At 70.9% G+C, this 16,282-nt stretch carries 18 protein-coding genes; 7 read left to right on the forward strand and 11 right to left on the reverse strand.

Features of this window, described 5'->3' with window-relative positions; all coding sequences use genetic code 11:
• Nucleotides 1-41: 41 nt before the first annotated feature.
• From ABD987_RS27825 to ABD987_RS27850, 6 genes are all read right to left on the reverse strand, one after another.
• Complete coding sequence (locus tag ABD987_RS27825) at nt 42-581, reverse strand: flavodoxin family protein (protein WP_345400066.1); 540 nt, start codon at nt 579-581, stop codon at nt 42-44.
• A 167-nt stretch (nt 582-748) separates the two neighbouring features.
• Nucleotides 749-1,255, reverse strand: a complete 507-nt coding sequence (locus ABD987_RS27830) for an amino acid kinase family protein (RefSeq protein WP_345400069.1) — start codon at nt 1,253-1,255, stop codon at nt 749-751.
• Nucleotides 1,256-1,317: 62 nt separating this feature from the next.
• On the reverse strand, nt 1,318-2,535 hold the full coding sequence (locus ABD987_RS27835; protein ID WP_345400073.1) for an arginine deiminase: 1,218 nt from the start codon (nt 2,533-2,535) through the stop codon (nt 1,318-1,320).
• A 151-nt stretch (nt 2,536-2,686) separates the two neighbouring features.
• On the reverse strand, nt 2,687-3,478 hold the full coding sequence (locus tag ABD987_RS27840) for a sensor histidine kinase (protein ID WP_345400076.1): 792 nt from the start codon (nt 3,476-3,478) through the stop codon (nt 2,687-2,689).
• A gap of 285 nt (nt 3,479-3,763) precedes the next feature.
• The gene (locus ABD987_RS27845; RefSeq protein ID WP_345400079.1) at nt 3,764-4,465 is read right to left on the reverse strand and encodes a CBS domain-containing protein; all 702 of its coding nucleotides are present in this window, start codon (nt 4,463-4,465) and stop codon (nt 3,764-3,766) included.
• 25 nt (nt 4,466-4,490) lie between these two features.
• Nucleotides 4,491-4,757, reverse strand: a complete 267-nt coding sequence (locus ABD987_RS27850) for a dsRBD fold-containing protein (RefSeq protein ID WP_345400082.1) — start codon at nt 4,755-4,757, stop codon at nt 4,491-4,493.
• A gap of 198 nt (nt 4,758-4,955) precedes the next feature.
• Between ABD987_RS27850 and ABD987_RS27855 the strand changes: the two genes are divergently transcribed.
• Complete coding sequence (locus tag ABD987_RS27855) at nt 4,956-6,098, forward strand: site-2 protease family protein (RefSeq protein ID WP_345400085.1); 1,143 nt, start codon at nt 4,956-4,958, stop codon at nt 6,096-6,098.
• 104 nt (nt 6,099-6,202) lie between these two features.
• Here the strand turns inward: ABD987_RS27855 and ABD987_RS27860 are convergent, their stop codons facing one another.
• Nucleotides 6,203-6,520, reverse strand: a complete 318-nt coding sequence (locus ABD987_RS27860) for a hypothetical protein (RefSeq protein ID WP_345400088.1) — start codon at nt 6,518-6,520, stop codon at nt 6,203-6,205.
• A 14-nt stretch (nt 6,521-6,534) separates the two neighbouring features.
• Between ABD987_RS27860 and ABD987_RS27865 the strand changes: the two genes are divergently transcribed.
• Nucleotides 6,535-7,167 carry a class F sortase gene (locus ABD987_RS27865; RefSeq protein WP_345400091.1) on the forward strand — a complete coding sequence of 211 codons (633 nt, stop codon included), beginning with the start codon at nt 6,535-6,537 and terminating at the stop codon, nt 7,165-7,167.
• 18 nt (nt 7,168-7,185) lie between these two features.
• On the opposite strand, the gene ABD987_RS27870 is transcribed toward ABD987_RS27865, so the two are convergent.
• Nucleotides 7,186-8,064 (reverse strand): class I fructose-bisphosphate aldolase, encoded by an 879-nt coding sequence (locus tag ABD987_RS27870; protein ID WP_345400094.1) that lies wholly within the window; start codon nt 8,062-8,064, stop codon nt 7,186-7,188.
• A 151-nt stretch (nt 8,065-8,215) separates the two neighbouring features.
• Nucleotides 8,216-9,304 (reverse strand): acyltransferase family protein, encoded by a 1,089-nt coding sequence (locus ABD987_RS27875; protein WP_345400097.1) that lies wholly within the window; start codon nt 9,302-9,304, stop codon nt 8,216-8,218.
• 48 nt (nt 9,305-9,352) lie between these two features.
• Between ABD987_RS27875 and ABD987_RS27880 the strand changes: the two genes are divergently transcribed.
• The gene (locus ABD987_RS27880; protein WP_345400100.1) at nt 9,353-10,090 is read left to right on the forward strand and encodes a CPBP family intramembrane glutamic endopeptidase; all 738 of its coding nucleotides are present in this window, start codon (nt 9,353-9,355) and stop codon (nt 10,088-10,090) included.
• 19 nt (nt 10,091-10,109) lie between these two features.
• Here ABD987_RS27880 and ABD987_RS27885 read toward each other — a convergent pair whose 3' ends face one another.
• Nucleotides 10,110-11,027, reverse strand: coding sequence for a universal stress protein (locus ABD987_RS27885; RefSeq protein WP_345400103.1), 918 nt, complete (start codon nt 11,025-11,027; stop codon nt 10,110-10,112).
• Nucleotides 11,028-11,289: 262 nt separating this feature from the next.
• On the opposite strand from ABD987_RS27885, the gene phoU reads away from it, so the two are divergent.
• From phoU to ABD987_RS27900, 3 genes are read left to right on the forward strand one after another with little or no spacing between them, the layout of a single operon-like run.
• Nucleotides 11,290-11,955, forward strand: coding sequence for a phosphate signaling complex protein PhoU (gene phoU / locus ABD987_RS27890; RefSeq protein ID WP_345400106.1), 666 nt, complete (start codon nt 11,290-11,292; stop codon nt 11,953-11,955).
• Entirely contained in the window at nt 11,952-12,899 is a 948-nt protein-coding gene (locus tag ABD987_RS27895; RefSeq protein WP_345400109.1) for a DUF3048 domain-containing protein, read from the forward strand. The genes phoU and ABD987_RS27895 overlap by 4 nt, the downstream gene beginning before the upstream one ends.
• A gap of 25 nt (nt 12,900-12,924) precedes the next feature.
• Nucleotides 12,925-13,548, forward strand: coding sequence for a DUF2267 domain-containing protein (locus ABD987_RS27900; RefSeq protein WP_345400111.1), 624 nt, complete (start codon nt 12,925-12,927; stop codon nt 13,546-13,548).
• Nucleotides 13,549-13,554: 6 nt separating this feature from the next.
• Here the strand turns inward: ABD987_RS27900 and ABD987_RS27905 are convergent, their stop codons facing one another.
• Complete coding sequence (locus ABD987_RS27905) at nt 13,555-14,886, reverse strand: nicotinate phosphoribosyltransferase (RefSeq protein WP_378213996.1); 1,332 nt, start codon at nt 14,884-14,886, stop codon at nt 13,555-13,557.
• Between the two features lie 163 nt (nt 14,887-15,049).
• Between ABD987_RS27905 and gap the strand changes: the two genes are divergently transcribed.
• A complete protein-coding gene (gene gap / locus ABD987_RS27910) occupies nt 15,050-16,057 on the forward strand; it encodes a type I glyceraldehyde-3-phosphate dehydrogenase (RefSeq protein ID WP_345400117.1) in 1,008 nt (335 codons plus the stop codon).
• Nucleotides 16,058-16,282: the final 225 nt, after the last annotated feature.

Genomic DNA, 16,282 nt, shown 5'->3' on the forward strand with positions numbered 1-16,282 from the left:
TTAGTCCATAGTGGACTGATGTGCCGCGCGGGCGCCGGAGATCACCGGCGGTCCGCGAGCGCGGTGTAACGGGTCCCGAGGTCGTCGCCCCAGGCACGGGCGCGATCCTGCTCGCCTTCGGCCAGCACGATGTGCGAGCTGCTCGAGTCGACGAAGAAGCTCTCCGGGGGCACCACCAGGGTGTGCCCCAACCTGCGGAGCCGTCTCGCCACGCCGAGTGCGGCGGAACCGGTGATCCAGCGCGGCTTCGCCACCCGGGTGTCGAACACCGCCACGGAGCCCGGGGCCTGCTCGAGCGTGCCCAGCCATTCCCGCAGCCCGGTCCGCCGGGACTGGGCTGCGGACGCGGACTGCCGGGCCGCCTCCGCCCGCGTGTTCGCCCTGGACATCCCGTGCGCGTGGGTGGGCCCGCCTAGCACCAACAGCTCGGCCTCCGGCCAGGCCGACGGCGCGTCGTCGACGTTCACCACCTCGACCGGCACGTGCGGTGCCAGCCCGGCGGCGACCGATTCGGCCACCAGCTCGGTGTTCCCGTACATCGATTCGAACACCACCACCGCCTTGGACCCGGACGAACTCATCAGGCACCTCCTCAGCACGGGGCTTCCGACCGTCACATCCCACGATCCGGCACCCGCCCACGCGTGAACAGCGACCTACGGCCCTCTGGCCAGGGCACTCCGGCTCTGCCACGCGCGGCACCATCCGTGAACGACGCGAAGACCGGCATCGCCCGTGCCGACACGGCTCAGGTGGCCGGGACAACGAGGAGAACCCATGTCGCGCACCGTGGCCACCCCGACCCACCGCCCGCGTCCCGCCGCCGCGCGGTTCCGCCCCACCAGTCCTGCGGGGTGGCGGCCTCCCGCGAGGCCGCCTCGTCATACTCGGGGCTCACGAACGTCGTGAGCCGCGCGAACGCGGGATCATCGGACCGCACCCGGGTGCGCGTCAGCACGCAGGCGGCGGTGAGCCCCGCGGCGGCACGGAGAGCGTTCACCAGCCAGTAGCCGATCATGCCCTGCGTCTGTGCGCCCAGTACGTCGAAGGGGTACGGGCGGCCCAGTGCCGGGTCGTTCTCGTTCTCCATCGCGAGCAGGCCGACCTGGGGCCCGTTGCCGTGGGTGAGCACGAGCCGGTGCTCCCGCGCGAGCGGGGCGAGTGCCTTCGCGGCGGCGAGGACGTGCCGCTCCTGGATCGCCGATTCCGGCGCCTCGCCGCGGCGCAGCAGCGCGTTCCCACCCAGCGCCACCACGATCCTGAGCCCCTTCTCCCCCGGCGGACGACTCTTCCCACGCGAGCTGTGTCTCGCCGGGTTCACGCCGGATCACGCTCGACGGGGCAGCTCATGCACCGGGGTCCCCCTCGCCCCCTGCCGAGTTCGCCGCCGGGCACCGTGATCACTTCGACGCCGTGCTTGCGCAGCATCGTGTTGGTGGCGACGTTACGGTCGTAGCCGACCACTACTCCCGGCGCGACGGCGAGGTAGTTGTTGCCGTCGTCCCACTGCTCCCGTTCGGCGGCGCGGACGTCCTCGTCGGTCGACAGCACTGTCACCCTGTCCACTCCGAGCGTCGCGGCCAGGGTGCCCCACAGGTCACGGTTCGGCCGGACGCGGACCTCCCCCTCGCTCTCACCGGGAGTGACCGTCCAGGACCGCAGAGCCCGGTCGAAGTAGGGGTAGAGGACGAACGTGGCCTTGTCCACCATCGTCATCAGCGTGTCCAGGTGCATCGTCGCGTGGGAACGCGGCAGTTCGACGGCGAGGACGGTGTGCGCCCGGTGGCCGGCGAACAACGCGCGGGCGAGCAGTTCCACCGCCATCGGTGTGGTCCGCTCCCCCAGCCCGATCAGCACCGCGCCACCGCCGAGGACATGGACGTCGCCGCCTTCGATGGTGGCCGGGTAACGCACGCCGTCGTCGCCGTAGTACACGGGGAACCGGGCTCCGCCGAACAGCGGGTGGTACCGGTAGATGGCGCGGACGTTCAGCGTTTCCCGCTGCCGAGCCGGTTTCGCCATGGGGTTGATCGACACCCCGCCATAGATCCAGCAGGAGTTGTCCCTCGGGAAGAGGTGATTGGGCAGCGGCGGCAGGAGGAAGTCGTCGGCGCGGAGCATATGCCATTTCAGGCTTTCCGCCCGCAACGCGGGCAGCTCGGCCTTCAGCACACCGCCGACCAGCGAGGTGGCCAGACCGGCGCCGTCCAGGTCCTCGAACAGTTCGCGCAGCGGTCCGGCCAGTGCGGGACCCACGACTTCCGGGGTGCACACCCGGTCCAGCACGAATCTCCGGCCCGCCGCCGTTTCGAGCGTTTCGGCGAGCAGTTCCCCGAAGTAGTGCACGCGTACCCCTCGTTCGCGCAGGGCTTCGGCGAACACGTCGTGCTCCTCCTTTGCCTTCTTCGCCCACATCACGTCGTCGAAGAGCAACTCGCCGACATTGCGCGGGCTGAGCCTGGCCAGCTCCACCCCTGGACGGTGGACCACGACCTGCCTCAAGCCGCCCACCTCGGAAGCCACACCGAATCCCATCGCCGAAGCTCCATTTCTCGTCGAACCGTCAGGGTCCCGCCACGTGATAACAGCCCGTGGACACCAGACAGACACCCGGGCGGCCGGCTGTCCGAAAAGGACGGCGAGCGGTGTCTCCCCCGCGCCGTGGCCGCGACGAGCACCTCACCCCTCAAGAAGACGGGGCGCCGCTCTCGCGCGCGGGTAAGGGGACACGCCATTCCAGCGAGGCCCCTTCGCCCGCTGTTTCGGTGATCGTGACCGTGCCGCCCCGCTCCGACATCCGCGCTCGGACCTCGTCGGGCAGTTCGAGACGGCCGGGCGCCACGTCGAGTTCGACGCGCAATATCAGGCCCGTGTCGGCGTGCACCGTGACCTCGACTCCCCCGACGCCGCGAGAAGCGATGTCACGCAACATCCCCCGGGTGACCGCCAGCAGATCGAGCGCGAGGTCGTCGGGGACCACCGCGTCGATCGGTCCTTCGAACACGAGGGCCGCGACGGCACCGGATTGCCGTTCCACCTCGGCGATCAGATCGGACAACGCCACCCGCAGGCTCGTGGCCCGCCGGGGCTGGTCGTCGAGGCCGAAGATCGCCGTGCGGAGTTCGCGAAGGGTGGCGTCCAGCTCGCCGATCACGGCCTGGACGCGCCCGGCGGCGCGGGGGTGGCCGATGAGACTGACGACGCCCTGCAGATTGAGGCTCGAACCGAAGACCCGCTGGATGACCTCGTCGTGCAGGCGGTTCGCGATCCGGTCCCGGTCGGCCAGCACCTCCTGGCTGGCCAGTGCTTCGGCCTCGGCCTCGCGAGCGGCGTCGAGCTGGGTGTGCAGCGCGATGATCCCGCGGTTGGTGGTGTCCAGCTCCTCGGTGAGTTCGGCGACGCGCTGCCGAGCGGCGTCCAGCTCGGCCTGGCACGACGCCAACGCGTGTAAGGCTTCGCGTTCTTCGGTGAAGTTCACCTTTCGCTCTTTTCGTCTGCCCCGGGCGGACATCGTGGACCACGAAGACGGCGTCGTCGTCGGTCTTCCTGGTGCGGTCGCGGTGGAGGACGACAGCGACCACCGTGGGAGGGCGCCGCAGGAGCCCGGGGCGCACCCGGGGGTCCCACGGGTGTCGATGCCGTCGGACGCCAACACCATGGCAGTTCCGGCCGCCCAGGGGAAGACTTCCCGCGCTGCTCGGGCCGGGCCGGCTCCGCCGCGGGTACCCACGCGACGAACCCGGTGGCTCCTCCTCGGCGCGGGTCACTTCTTCAGCATCGCCCCCAGCACTCCGACATTGCCCCGCGCCGCCGCGCCCTCGTCGAGGCGGGTGTCGTCCAGTTTCGCGGTGAGCTGGTTCCGCACCTCGACCACACCGTCGACCCGGCGGGCGAACTCGAGCGTCATCGCCATAAGGCTGGCCCGTTCCAGCTGCCCGCCCAGCGTGACGACCCCGTTGTGCACCGACACGAACAACGTCCGCGGGTCGATACACAGCACGCGCTCGATCACGTCCTCCCGGATCTCCGTGCGGATCTCGGCGTCCGGCCGCAGGAAGACCCGAAGGAGGTCGCCACGGGTGACCAGGCCGACGAGCCCGCCTCCCGAATCGACGACCGGCAGCCGGTGGATCCGGTGTTCCTCCAGCAGTTTCGCGGCGCGCGACACGTCCGCGTCCTGCTCGACCGTCACCGCGGGCGCGGTCATCAGGTCGGCGGCGAAGATCCCGGCCGCCTTGCGGTACAGCCGACGGCGGCCCCGGCGACGGCGGGCCGGCCAGGTCCGCCGCTCCAGCAGGTCCCCCTGTGACACCACACCGACGACGCGGCCCTCGTTGTCCACCACCGGGGCGCCGCTCACTCCCCACGCCGCCAGCAGAGCCGCCACCGCCTTGAACGGTGTCTCCGGGTGGACGGTCGCGACGGTCGTCTTCATCACCGAACGCACCTCGTGCCGCCTGGTCATCTCGCGATCCTTTCCGTCCGCACGCTCACTCCCGCAGGTGCGCGGGTTCGGCCGTCACACCCTCGATATCCGTCGCCGCGGCTTCGAGCAGGCCGTGCGCCAGATCGGCGAGCGCCCGGGCCGCGGCCAGTTCGTCCCCGATCTCCGGCACATCGGTGTCACGCGGGCTCAGCCGGGCGAGCCCGGTGCCGACCAGGCCGGTGTGATCAGGGTTCTCCAGGCGCGCGACGGCACGAGTCCGTGCTTCGTGCTCGTCGATGAAGATGTCGACCTTCCAACGCTTTTCCCGCATCAGGGCCTCCCTGTTCCGTCCCTCCACGATGTGCGCCGGAGACCGGCGGGAGAAAGGCCGAACGTCCCCGGTCGCCGGATTCCGGGCCCGCCACGCGAGGCGGTTCGGCTCTATCGACACCCGTGGTGAGGACGAAGAGTGGATGACGACCGGAGTCCCACGCTCGTCGGCCCTCCTGGCCGGGAAGTGAGGTCCCGCATGTCCCGCACCGTGATTCCCCTGGGCCGCTGGGCGGGCGTCGCCATCGATGTCCACTGGTCGGTACTGGTCGCCTTCGCCCTGCTCACCGGATCGCTCGCCACCGATCTCCTGCGTCGTACCGTCCCGGACCAGGACATGGCCGCCTACTGGGTCGTGGCCGTGATCATCGCCGTCGGCTTTCTCGCTTCGCTGCTGGCGCACGAACTCGCGCACGCGCTCGCCGCCAGGCGGGAGGGCGCCCAGGTCCGCCGCATCACCCTGTGGATGCTCGGCGGGACCACCGAACTAGACGGCGAACCCGCGAATCCGCGGACCGAACTGCTCGTCGCCGTGGCCGGACCGATCGCCAGCCTGGTGTGCGGCGGGGCCGGCCTCGGCGCGGCCTTCGCCCTGCGTGGTCCGGCGATCCCGCTCGTGGTGGCCGGGCTCGGCTGGTTCGGCCTGACGAACGTCGTGCTCGGTGTCTTCAACCTGCTCCCCGGTGCCCCGCTGGACGGCGGGCGGATCCTGCACGCCGTGCTCTGGCACCGTTCCGGCGACCGGGCCCGCGCCGCCGAGATCGCCACGCGCGCCGGGACAGGGGTCGGCCTGCTCGTCGTTGCCATCGGAGTCGGTGACCTGCTCTTCGGCAGTTTTTCCGGACTGTGGCTGGTGTTCGCCGGCGTGTTCCTGCTCGCCGCCGCCCAGGCCGAACTCGCCGGATCGCCCGCGCGGGACCGGCTCGGCGACCTCCCGGTCGGCGCCATCATGGACCCCGCACCGGACACCGCGCCCGAATGGCTCACCATCGAAGCCTTCCTCGACCAGGTCACCCCGGGCACCCGGCGACGTGTCTTTCCCGTCGTTTCCTTCGAGGGACACCCGGTCGGGGTAATCAGCCTCGCCGAACTCACCCAGGTCGCCCCACGGGAGCGCCGGTTCACCCGCGTCACCGATGTCTGCCGCGCCACGCCAGGAGCGTCCATAGTGGACATCGGGACCCCCGTGGCCGAGCTGCTGTCGAAAACCACCCTGCGACGGGGGCGGGATCTGGCCATGGTGGTCCGGGACGGCAGGCTGACCGGGGTCGTCGACGCGGACGATCTCACCCGCGCCGTCGAGCTGGCCCTGCTCGGCAGGAGTACGTACGCGGACCACTGAAGTGGTCCCACGTCGCGGGGACCTTCGGCCCTTCAGTTCGTTTGTTCCCATATGAAAAATGACGAAGTGAGGCCGTCCCGGGCAGTTCCCGGACACCGCGGACCTCAACGGAATCCGTTCTCGTCCCAGAAGGAGATGGTCATGATGGAGTTCTCCCCGAAACTCGCGGCCGCGGCCGGGATCGGCCTGCTCAGCGGACTGCTGTTCGCCACGCCGTCCGCGGCAGCGCCACCGACCACCGTCCCTTCCACTCCCGGGACCACCGTGACCACGGGCCCGACCTCCGGTCCCACCACGGGCCCCACCACGAAGCCGACTTCGCCGACGACGACCTCCTCGCCGTCCACGCCACCGAGTTCGTCGACGACGCCGCAGGTGCCCAAGGTGCCCGCCGGTGGTGTGGCGACCGGCGGTGGCGGCACGGCGCAGTGACGCCATGAGCGGTTCGAAATCCCTCCGCGGCTGCTGGGGCCTGGCGCTCTCGGCGGCCGCGGCGCTCATCGCACTGATCTGCCTGGCGGTGGTACTGGCGACCGGTCAGAGCACCACTCCCGCACCGACGACGCCGTCCGCCCCTCCCTCGTCGGCGACCGCGACTTCGCACGAAACCCCGGCGCCCCGCTCGGAGCCCGCCTCGGTCGAAATCCCCAAGATCGGCGCCGACTCGACGCTGGTCCGGCTCGGGCTCAACCCCGACAACACACTCGAGGTGCCACCGGTGAGCCGCCCGATGCAGGCCGGGTGGTACGCGCTCGGCCCCGCCCCGGGCGAGAAGGGCCCCGCCGTGGTCGTCGGCCACGTCGACGGCAACAAGGAGGCCGGGATCTTCTTCCGGCTCAAGGAACTCGTACCGGGCGACCAGATCGCTGTGACACGGAAGGACGGCACGAAACTCGTCTTCGTCGTTTCCCGCGTGGCCGAAGTCGCCAAGGACCGGTTCCCCACCGACGCGGTCTACGGCGACACACCCGGCCCGGAACTGCGGCTGATCACCTGCGGCGGCAGCTTCGACCGCGCGGCGCGGAGCTATCGCGACAACATCATCGTCTACGCCGCCCTGCGGCGCTGAGCGGCCCGGTGCCCGGCCTCAGCCGGGACCCGGGTGTTCGGCGAGGATTTCCCGCAGCGCCGCGACGAACCGCAGCGACTCGTCGTGCTCGCGCTGCCAAACGTTGCGGCCGAAGATGAGACCGGTCGCCCCGGCCGCCATCGACTCCCGCGCCTTGTTCAGCATCGCCTCGTCGCTTGTCTTACCACCACCCGAGACCAGCAGCAACGTCCGGCCCGCGGAACGCACGACCGCGTCGATCGCCTGCCGGCTGGTGAACTCCCGCGCGTAGGTCGCCGGGACGCCGTCGGTCTTCTCCGGATGCGGGAAATTCACCTTAACGACGTCGGCGCCGAGTTCGGCCGCGGTCCTGGCCGCGTAGTCGACGGCGTAGAAGGAATCCCGGCCTCCCTTGGCCTCGACCGCGGAGCCACGCGGATACGCCCACACGATCAGCGGCATGCCCAGCCGCTGCGCGTCCGCCCGCACCCGCCGGTACTGCGCGAAGTCCCGCTCCTGCGCGGGAGTCCCGACGTAGAGCGTGTAACCGACCGCGTCCGCGCCCAACCGTACGGCCTCCGCCACACTGCCGTGCAGCGGGGAAAGCGCCTCGGCGTCGGACGGGATCTCGGTCTTGCCGTTCAGTTTCAGTACCAGCGGTACCTCGCCCGCGTAGTCCCAGTAGAACTTCTCCGCCAGACCGATCTGGAGCACGATGCCGTTGAACCCGCCTTCGATCGCGAGTTTGACGACATACCGCGGATCGCCCGCCACCGGGTTCGCGAAGAAATCCCTCGGTCCGTGTTCGAGCCCCTGGTCGTAGGGCAGGAAGAACGCCGTACCGTTGCGGAGTCCGTGCCCGTACAGGACACGCCGCAGCCTGACCTTCTTGCCGGTGTTCAATCCGAGCTCATCCAACGGGAAACGGTGCCCCATAGCAGCCTCCAGTATCGCGGAAAGGTACCCCGGCCAGGAAACTCCCGCTCCACATCGCGCCACCACGGCCGTTCGCACGCTCCTCCGGTGACCAAAAGCCCTTGCCTGGCAGGCAACCGCGGCCGCGCGGCGCTCACACCGTGTGTTTCTTCCGGTTCCTGCCGAACAGCACGATCAAGGGCACGGTGCACACCAACGGGCCGAGTATCGCCAGTGGCCGCTGGACCCACCAGATCAGGTCCGGCGCCCTGTCGTCGACGAGGCGATGGTCGAACACGAGATAGCCGAACCCGCGGGCCAGCGCCATCCCGGTGGTGTGGAAGAGGAACAAGGGGAGCGCGAACCGGGACAGCGCCGCGGTGAACCGGTGCGGCCCCGGCCGGTCGAACCAGCGCCGCAGCACCGGGCGGATCAGCTCGGCCAGTCCCGCCTGGAACACCAGCAGGGCGACGATGACGAAGGTCGGTGGCCCCATGTTCGACACGCGGTCCCCGGGGACCCCGACCATAGAACCGGGGTACAGCCCCGAAAACACCAGACCGGCCAGACCCAACAGTCCCGCCCACAGCAGGGCCTGGGTCCATCGGCGCGGCGCGTCGGCCAACCGCTGGAAGAAGAACCCTGCCTGGTGCGCCAGCGCCCACACGACGAGCAGGTTGACCCAGCCCGCCCACGAAACGCCGTAACGGAACCGGAGCACGTCCGCCAGCAACGCGATACCGCCGAGCCACACCAGCACCAGCACGTCGTACCGGCGGTGCAACCACAACCACAGCGGCAGCAACACGAGCAGCCCCACATACACGCCGAGGAACCACAGCGGGCTGAGGACGAGCAGCACGGCACCACGGATCCAGCGCAGGTCGAAGGCCGCCGCCAGCACAGTGCCGAGCACGGTCCATGTCACTACCAGCGCGATCGCGGGCAGCACGAGGTGCCGGACATGTCCCCACACGTACCCGGCGAGCCGCTCGCCACGTGCACGGGCGTGTTCCCACGAGATCAGATGCACGTGTCCGCCGACGTAGAAGAACACCGGCAGCACCTGCAGCAGCCAGGTCAGGATCCACAACCCGGACAGGAAGCCCAGCGGACTGGTCGGGCTCGGCCCGTCCGGCGTCCAGCGCAGGATCGTGAACGCCCAGTGCCAGATCACCACCACGACCAGGCTCGTCGCGCGCAGCCAGTCCACGAAGGGGTCGCGCGTCCCCGGCCCGTTCACGCGATCGCCTCGCACCACCGCCGCTCCCGGGCGCACAATGGAACCACGATGAATACGCTCACCACGTCTCCGCTCCCCCTCGCCGTCCGGCCGCGCCGCGTCGTCGCGGTGGTGCTGGCCGTGCTGGTGCTGGCGACCGCCACCACCCTCGCCAACCGGGTACTCCCTGGCTGGGCGTACCCGGTGTGTGGCGCGGTCGCCGCCGGTCTGCTCGTCGGGCTCGCGCTGTTCGCCGGGCTTCGTCCTGGCGCGATCGGGCTCGGACGGCGGCACCTCCCCCGCGCCGCGCTGGTCGGCCTGTGCGGCGCCGGTCTCGTCGCGGCGGGGTTCGGGATCGCGCTCGCCGTCCCGGCGTTGCGCCCGCTGTTCCACGACGGCCGGGTGGGATCGCCGGACGCCGGGCAGCTGGCCTGGCTCGCGCTGATCCGTATCCCGCTGGGGACCGTACTGGTGGAGGAGGTCGCCTTCCGCGGCGTGCTGCCCGCGCTGCTCGGCGCGGGCGACCGGTGGCGCTGGTGGCCGGTGCTCGGCGCGTCCGTCCTTTTCGGACTCTGGCATCTGCTGCCCTCACTCGCACTCGTGCGGAACTCCGCCGTGCACGCGACCGTGGGCGGGCTCCCGCTCGGCGTCGTCTCGGCACTGGCGATGCTGGCGGCGGCCGGTGCCGGGGTGTTCCTGTGCTGGTGGCGGCACACCGGCCGTGGTCTGCTGGCCCCCGTACTGGTGCACCTGACGACCAACTCCGGTGGCCTGGTACTCGCGTCGTGGGTGCTCGCGCACCCTTGATCGCCCGGGACACCCCGCCTCAGCCGCGGGGCGGCGTGCCGGAGTCTTCGTAGTCGCGGACCACGACGACCGGGCACAGCGCGCGGGAGAGCACATCCTGGCTGGTCGAGCCGAACAGCAGCCCGGTGAACCCGCCGCGGCCCCGGCCACCGACGACGAGCAGCTGCGCGCGGTCGGCGAGGTCGAGCAACCGGGTCGCGGGACGGCCGCGCACCACGATCCGGTCCACGGAAACGTCCGGATACTTCTCCCGCCAGCCCGCGAGCCGATCGGCGAGGGCCTGGTCCTCGTGCTTTTCCACCGCCGTGTGGTCGAGCTGCCGCTTGCCCTCCTCGAACAGCGTGACGAGCAGGCGATCGTCCAGGCTGTGCACCACGACCAGCCCCGTGCGCCGCAACGCGGCCTCCTCGAAGGCGAAGGCGAGCGCGGCCTCGCTCGCCGGCGTCCCGGCGACCCCGACCACGATCGGCCCGGTCTCCGGCGGTTCGTCCTCCGCGACGTGCGATCGGACGAGCACGACGGGACAGGACGCGTGCGCCGCGAGGTCGATCGCGACCGACCCCGCCACCAGCCGTCCGATCGCCCCGGCCGGCTCCGTGCCGAGCACCAGCAGGCTCGCGTCCTCCGACTCGGTGCGCAGCCATCCGCTCACGGTTCCGCGCAACAGGTGCTCGCTTTGCGCCACCGTCGGCTCAGCCTGCCGGGCCAGATCCCTGGCCTGGCGCAGCAGGCGACGTCCCCGCATGCTCGCGATGCGCACGACCTCGTCGTAGCGCGGCACGAACCGGACGGCGGCCAGCGGTGCCTCGTCGACGACGTGCACCAGGCTCAGGAGCACATGCCTCCGTCGTGCCTCGGCGGCCGCCCAGCCCACCGCCCGCAGCGCGGACGCCGATCCGTCGACACCGACCACTATCGGCTTCGGGTCCCCGGACATCGAGGATCACGCTCCCTTCGTCTGTACCCGGCGACTACATTCCACAAAGGACGCTTCCGCTCGGGCTCCCGCTGAGGAGGTTCGAGCCGGGCCCGGCGATCCCGCCGGGCCCGGACGCGGTCCGCCTGTCAGCGTCGCCGCCGTGCCCCGGCCCCGCGCAGAGGCGAATGTCCCCGCCATTCGCGACCACAGGCCCTATCCGCCTCACGACACCCCTCTTACCGTCGAGGACGAACGATCCCGGTCCGTCTGGAGGACACCGATGCGTGAGGCCTACCGAGAAGAGCTGGCCCGGTTCGTGGCACGGCTCGCCGAACTCACCGGTCTGGCCGAGCAGGCGGTGGGCCGCGCGACGACGGCGTTACTGACCGACGATCCCGTGCTCGCGGGCGAGGTGGTCGCCGAGGCGGAGAAGATCCACGCCTTCCACCACGCCCTGGAATCCGAAGCGCTCACGCTGCTCGCCCGGCAGCAACCCGTGGCCACCGACCTGCGGACGATCGTCGCCGGGCTGCGGATGAGCGTGGACCTGGAGCGGATGGGCGCGCTCGTCCGGCATCTCGCCGAGTTCGCGCGGCGAGGCCGGGCCGTTCCGGTGGTCCCCGCCATGGCCAGGGAACTCGTCGCCGAGATGGGCGGGGTCGCGCGGCGTCTGACCGCCGAGGCCCGTCAGGCGCTCACCGAACGGAACGCCGCGAAGGCCCCCGAACTGGCCCGCGAGGACGACGAAATGGACCGGCTCGCCGAGACGCTGTACCGGCGTCTGCAGCACGCCGACACCAGGCCGGACCTGGAGACCGCCATGGACGTGGCGCTGCTCGGCCGCTACTACGAGCGTTTCGCCGACCACGCCGTCTCACTGGGCAAGCGCATCGCCTTCGCTCTGCACGGATACCCGGAAGACGCGGGAAAGCAGCCGGTTCCGTGAAACGCCGTTGGTGGATCCTCGTCGCCGTCGTCGCGCTGGCACTCACCACCGCCACACTCGTCGTCGCGCGCTCGCTGTCCGGACCGTCGACGGCCGGGGACCCCGCCGGGTCCACCCAGCCGGTTCCACCACACCGGCACCCCGTGTTCGCGGTCAAGATCGACGACGTGCCCGAGGCTCGGCCGCAGACCGGGCTGGGCGCCGCCGACGTCGTCTACGTCGAGCCGGTGGAAGGCGGCCTGACACGGCTGATCGTGGTCTACTTCTCGGCCGCGCCCGCCCTGGCCGGGCCGGTCCGCAGCGCGCGGGCCACCGATGTCCAGTTGCTCTCGCAGTACGGCAGGCCGACACTCGCCTACTCCGGCGCGGCCCCGGAGATCCTGCCCGCGCTCCATGCCGCGTCTTTCGTCAACGCCTCTCCCCAGGAGGTGCCGGATCTCTATTTCCGCGATCCGGCCCGCCCCGCCCCGCACAACCTTTACGTGCACGCCGCGCGGCTGCCGAGCGACGACGTCCCGCCGGGTGAGGAGACACCGCGGTACGGACCGGTGCCGCCCGCGGGCGTGCCGGCATCCGGGTACGCCATCGGCTACGGCGCGGCGAGGTTCGAGTTCGGCTGGTCCGCGAGCACCGCGCGGTGGACGGTCTCGCTCGACGGCTCGCCGGTGACGTCGACCGAATCCGGTGCGGTCACGGCGGCGACCGTGGTGGAGCAGCGGGTGACCGTCCGGTACGGGGAGCCCGGTGAGTACGGAACCGTGTCCGGCTCGCCCATCGCCACGACGATCGGCACCGGACCGGCGACCGTGCTGCGCGACGGTCTCCGCTTCGCCGCCTCCTGGACCCGCGCCACCCCGGACTCCCCCACCCGTTTCCACACCACGGCGGGCACACCGCTCCCGTTCGCCGCCGGTCCACTGTGGATTCTCCTGGTACCTGCCTGACCCGCGAAAGACCGGAGGACGACTGATGAACCACCAGCACGATCCGCTCGCACACGCCGTACACTCCGCACACGAATGGCTCGCCGCGATCGCCGACCGGCTGGGCACCGGCGACCGCCACCACACCTACCGCGTCCTGCGGGCGTGGCTGCACCTGCTGCGCGACCGGCTGACCGCCGACGCCGCGGCGCACTTCGCCGCGCAACTGCCCGAACTGCTGCGCGGCGTCTATTTCGAAGGCTGGGCCCCGAGCCGGGTGCCGATCCGATACACCACCACGGAGTTCGTGGGCGAGTTCGCCCACGAGGCCGGAATCGCCGTCGACGACGCCGGCCCGGCCGCGCGGGCGGTGTCGGAAGCGCTGAGGGAGCTCTTCTCCCCGGAGCAGCTCGACCACTCGCTGGCCCAGCTGCCGAAGTCGCTCCGCGCGGTGCTGCTTCCGGGCGAGCCACCCGCGCAGGTCGTGGCCGAGGAGCACGTGCACACCCGGCTGCGCGACCTCAAACAGGAGATCGACCTGCTGGCCGACGCGATCTCGAGCCTGGCCCGTGGCCTCGAACAGACCCCGTTCGACGAGCCCGGCGGACACCACTGCGCCGACGCGGCCAGGTCCGTGCACCGCATCCTGCTCGCCCGCGCGACACCGTGAGACGGCTCAAGACCGCGCACCGCCGCTGGGGTGCCGGGCGCGCAGCCGGTCGGTCAGCTCCGTCAGCGCCGCGCTCGGTGTCACCGGGACAGGCACCGGATCCACCAGGCGGCGGCTGTGCTCGGGCAGCGCGGCCAGATCGGCCGCGCACCGGGTCCGCGCGTCCCGCACCAACTGCTCCGGTGTCCGAAGTGGACCGAGCAGGCGGCCGTCACGCATCACCGGGACGAGCAACGGCGTACCGGCCGCCCGCTCCCCGCGCAGGGTCAGCACGTCCCCTTCCGCGCCCCGGAAAGCCTGCTTCGCCCCCGGCAACGTCGCCTTTCCCGCCGACAGCTTGAGGACCGGTCTCCCGTCGTACTCGACCAGCTTGTAGGCGGTGTCCAGCGACGGTGCGTCGGCGGACACGCCCATCTTGGTCCCGACCCCGAACGCGTCGATCGGCGCACCGGCCGTGAGCAGGGCCGCGATCCGGTGCTCGTCGAGACCACCGCTGGCCATGATGCGCGCGTCCCCGAGTCCCGCGGCGTCCAGCCGGCGGCGTGTCCCGGCCGCCAGCGCCGCCAGATCACCGGAATCCAGACGTACTCCTCGCCTCGCCCCGGCGCCGAGCCGCAGCGCCACGTCGATGGCCGCGTCGACACCGGCGAGGCTGTCGTAGGTGTCGACGAGGAACACCGCGACGTCCGGAAAGTCCTCGGCGAACGCCGAGAAGGCCATGCGCTCGTCCGAGAAGGCTTCGACGTAGGAGTGCGCCATCGTCCCGGCACACCGGAGACCGTAGGCACGCGCGGCCGCGACATAGCTGGTGGCCCCGAATCCCGCGATCGCGGAGGCACGGGCCGCCGCGGCCGCCGCCTCGAATCCGTGGGTACGGCGCGCGGCGAAGTCGACCAGGTCGGCTTCGCCCGCGGCGAGACGGCAGCGCGCGGCCTTCGACGCGATCGCGGTCTGGAAGGTCACGAAGTTCAGCATCGCCGTTTCGACCAGCTGGGCCTGCGCGATCGGCGCCGTCACCTCCAGCAGCGGTTCCCCGGCGAAGACCACCCTTCCCTCGGGGACGGCCCGCACGTCCCCGGTGAATCGGAGGACGGCAAGGGCTTGCCGGTCCCGTCGATCCAGGCCGAACGTCCGGCCGACGTAGTCCAGCTCGTCCTCGTCGAAGGTGAACCGCGTCAGGAAATCCAGGCAGTCGGCAAGACCCGCCGCGACCAGGAACCCCCGGCACGGCGGTAGTTCCCGCACGAAGAGACTGAACGTCGCGGGCCCGCGCATCCCCCGGCGCAGGTAGCTCACCGCCATCCGGATTTCGTACAGATCCACGCACAATCCGTTCATAACCGCCACTGTGGCCGACCCGGGCCGTCGGCGATGGAGCCGAAAGTCCCCGACCGCACGGCGACGGCGTTGGTCCCTGGCTTCAGTGCTGTTCGGCCCTAGGCGCCAGCCCTCTCGCGCGGGCAGTCTCGACCTGGTCGGCCACTTGAAAGGTAGGGAAACCGTGACGGTCAGAGTGGGTATCAACGGCTTCGGCAGGATAGGGCGGGACATCCTGCGGTGTGCCCTGGAAAGGAGTAAAAGCCCCGTCGAGGTGATCGCGGTCAACGACGTCGCCCCCGCCGGGACGATGGCGCACCTGCTGGAGTTCGACTCGACCTACGGCAGGCTGCGCGTCCCGGTGACCGTCGACGGGTCCGACATTCTCGTCGGCGACCGGCGCGTGCGCGTGCTGAGTACCGCCGATCCCGCCGGGCTGCCCTGGCGTGATCTGGGCGTCGACGTCGTGATCGAGTCGTCCGGCCGGTTCCGGAGCCGGGAGGCCGCCGCGGCGCATCTCACCGCGGGGGCCCGTAAGGTCGTGATCTCCGCGCCGGGCAAGGATGTCGACGCGACCATCGTCCTCGGCGTCAACGAGGACCAGTACGACCCGTACCGGCACGACGTGCTCTCGAACGCGTCGTGCACGACCAACTGCGCGGCCCCGATGGTGAAGGTGCTGCACCGCGCGTTCACCATCCACCGGGGCCTGATGACCACGATTCACAGCTACACCAACGATCAGGCGCTGCTGGACAGCCCGCACAAGGACCTGCGCCGCGCCCGCTCCGCGGCGGTGAACATGATCCCCACCAGCACCGGCGCGGCCCGTGCCATCGGCCAGGTACTGCCGCTGTTGGAAGGCAGGCTGGACGGAGTCGCCGTCCGCGTCCCGGTCGAAGACGGCTCGCTCACCGACCTGACGGTCGAAGTCGCGAATCCGGTCACCCCCGCGCAGGTGAACCGCGCTTTCGCCGAGGCCGCCGAAGACGACCTCAAGGGAATCCTGAGATACACCGAAGCGCCGATCGTGTCCCGCGACGTCATCGGCGACCCCGCCTCGTGCGTGTTCGACGCGAATTTGACCAGCACGCAGGACCACCTCGTGAAGGTTTTCGGCTGGTACGACAACGAATGGGGCTACGCGCACCGCACCCTGGACCTGGTCGAACTCATCGCCAGGAATCTCTAGGAGCCCGCTGCCCGAGCCTGCCCGGCGACGGGCGCCATTCCAGGTCGGTGCCGGTCCCGGGCCTCGTGTTCCGGGCGGTGCCGCCAGGCGCGCCCGCGTTGGCGCAGCCCTCCACGAGAGCGGTACGGGTGCTGCTCCCGGCGTGCTGGATCCGCAGGACGAGTTCGCTCCCCGCGTGTATGGCGACCTCGACTCTGGCGTCGCGTACCTGCCGCGCGACCTCTT

It is taken from the genome of Amycolatopsis samaneae (assembly GCF_039541975.1).
GTDB classification, from domain to species: domain Bacteria; phylum Actinomycetota; class Actinomycetes; order Mycobacteriales; family Pseudonocardiaceae; genus Amycolatopsis; species Amycolatopsis samaneae.

What these genes read in the sequence shown, in the direction of transcription:
- ABD987_RS27825 (WP_345400066.1), bottom strand. Translation starts at nt 581, where the DNA reads ATGAGTTCGTCCGGGTCCAAGGCGGTGGTGGTGTTCGAATCGATGTAC.
- ABD987_RS27835 (WP_345400073.1), bottom strand. Translation starts at nt 2,535, where the DNA reads ATGGGATTCGGTGTGGCTTCCGAGGTGGGCGGCTTGAGGCAGGTCGTG.
- ABD987_RS27845 (WP_345400079.1), bottom strand. Translation starts at nt 4,465, where the DNA reads ATGACCAGGCGGCACGAGGTGCGTTCGGTGATGAAGACGACCGTCGCG.
- ABD987_RS27850 (WP_345400082.1), bottom strand. Translation starts at nt 4,757, where the DNA reads ATGCGGGAAAAGCGTTGGAAGGTCGACATCTTCATCGACGAGCACGAA.
- ABD987_RS27855 (WP_345400085.1), top strand. Translation starts at nt 4,956, where the DNA reads ATGTCCCGCACCGTGATTCCCCTGGGCCGCTGGGCGGGCGTCGCCATC.
- ABD987_RS27865 (WP_345400091.1), top strand. Translation starts at nt 6,535, where the DNA reads ATGAGCGGTTCGAAATCCCTCCGCGGCTGCTGGGGCCTGGCGCTCTCG.
- ABD987_RS27880 (WP_345400100.1), top strand. Translation starts at nt 9,353, where the DNA reads ATGAATACGCTCACCACGTCTCCGCTCCCCCTCGCCGTCCGGCCGCGC.
- ABD987_RS27885 (WP_345400103.1), bottom strand. Translation starts at nt 11,027, where the DNA reads ATGTCCGGGGACCCGAAGCCGATAGTGGTCGGTGTCGACGGATCGGCG.
- phoU (WP_345400106.1), top strand. Translation starts at nt 11,290, where the DNA reads ATGCGTGAGGCCTACCGAGAAGAGCTGGCCCGGTTCGTGGCACGGCTC.
- ABD987_RS27900 (WP_345400111.1), top strand. Translation starts at nt 12,925, where the DNA reads ATGAACCACCAGCACGATCCGCTCGCACACGCCGTACACTCCGCACAC.
- ABD987_RS27905 (WP_378213996.1), bottom strand. Translation starts at nt 14,886, where the DNA reads ATGAACGGATTGTGCGTGGATCTGTACGAAATCCGGATGGCGGTGAGC.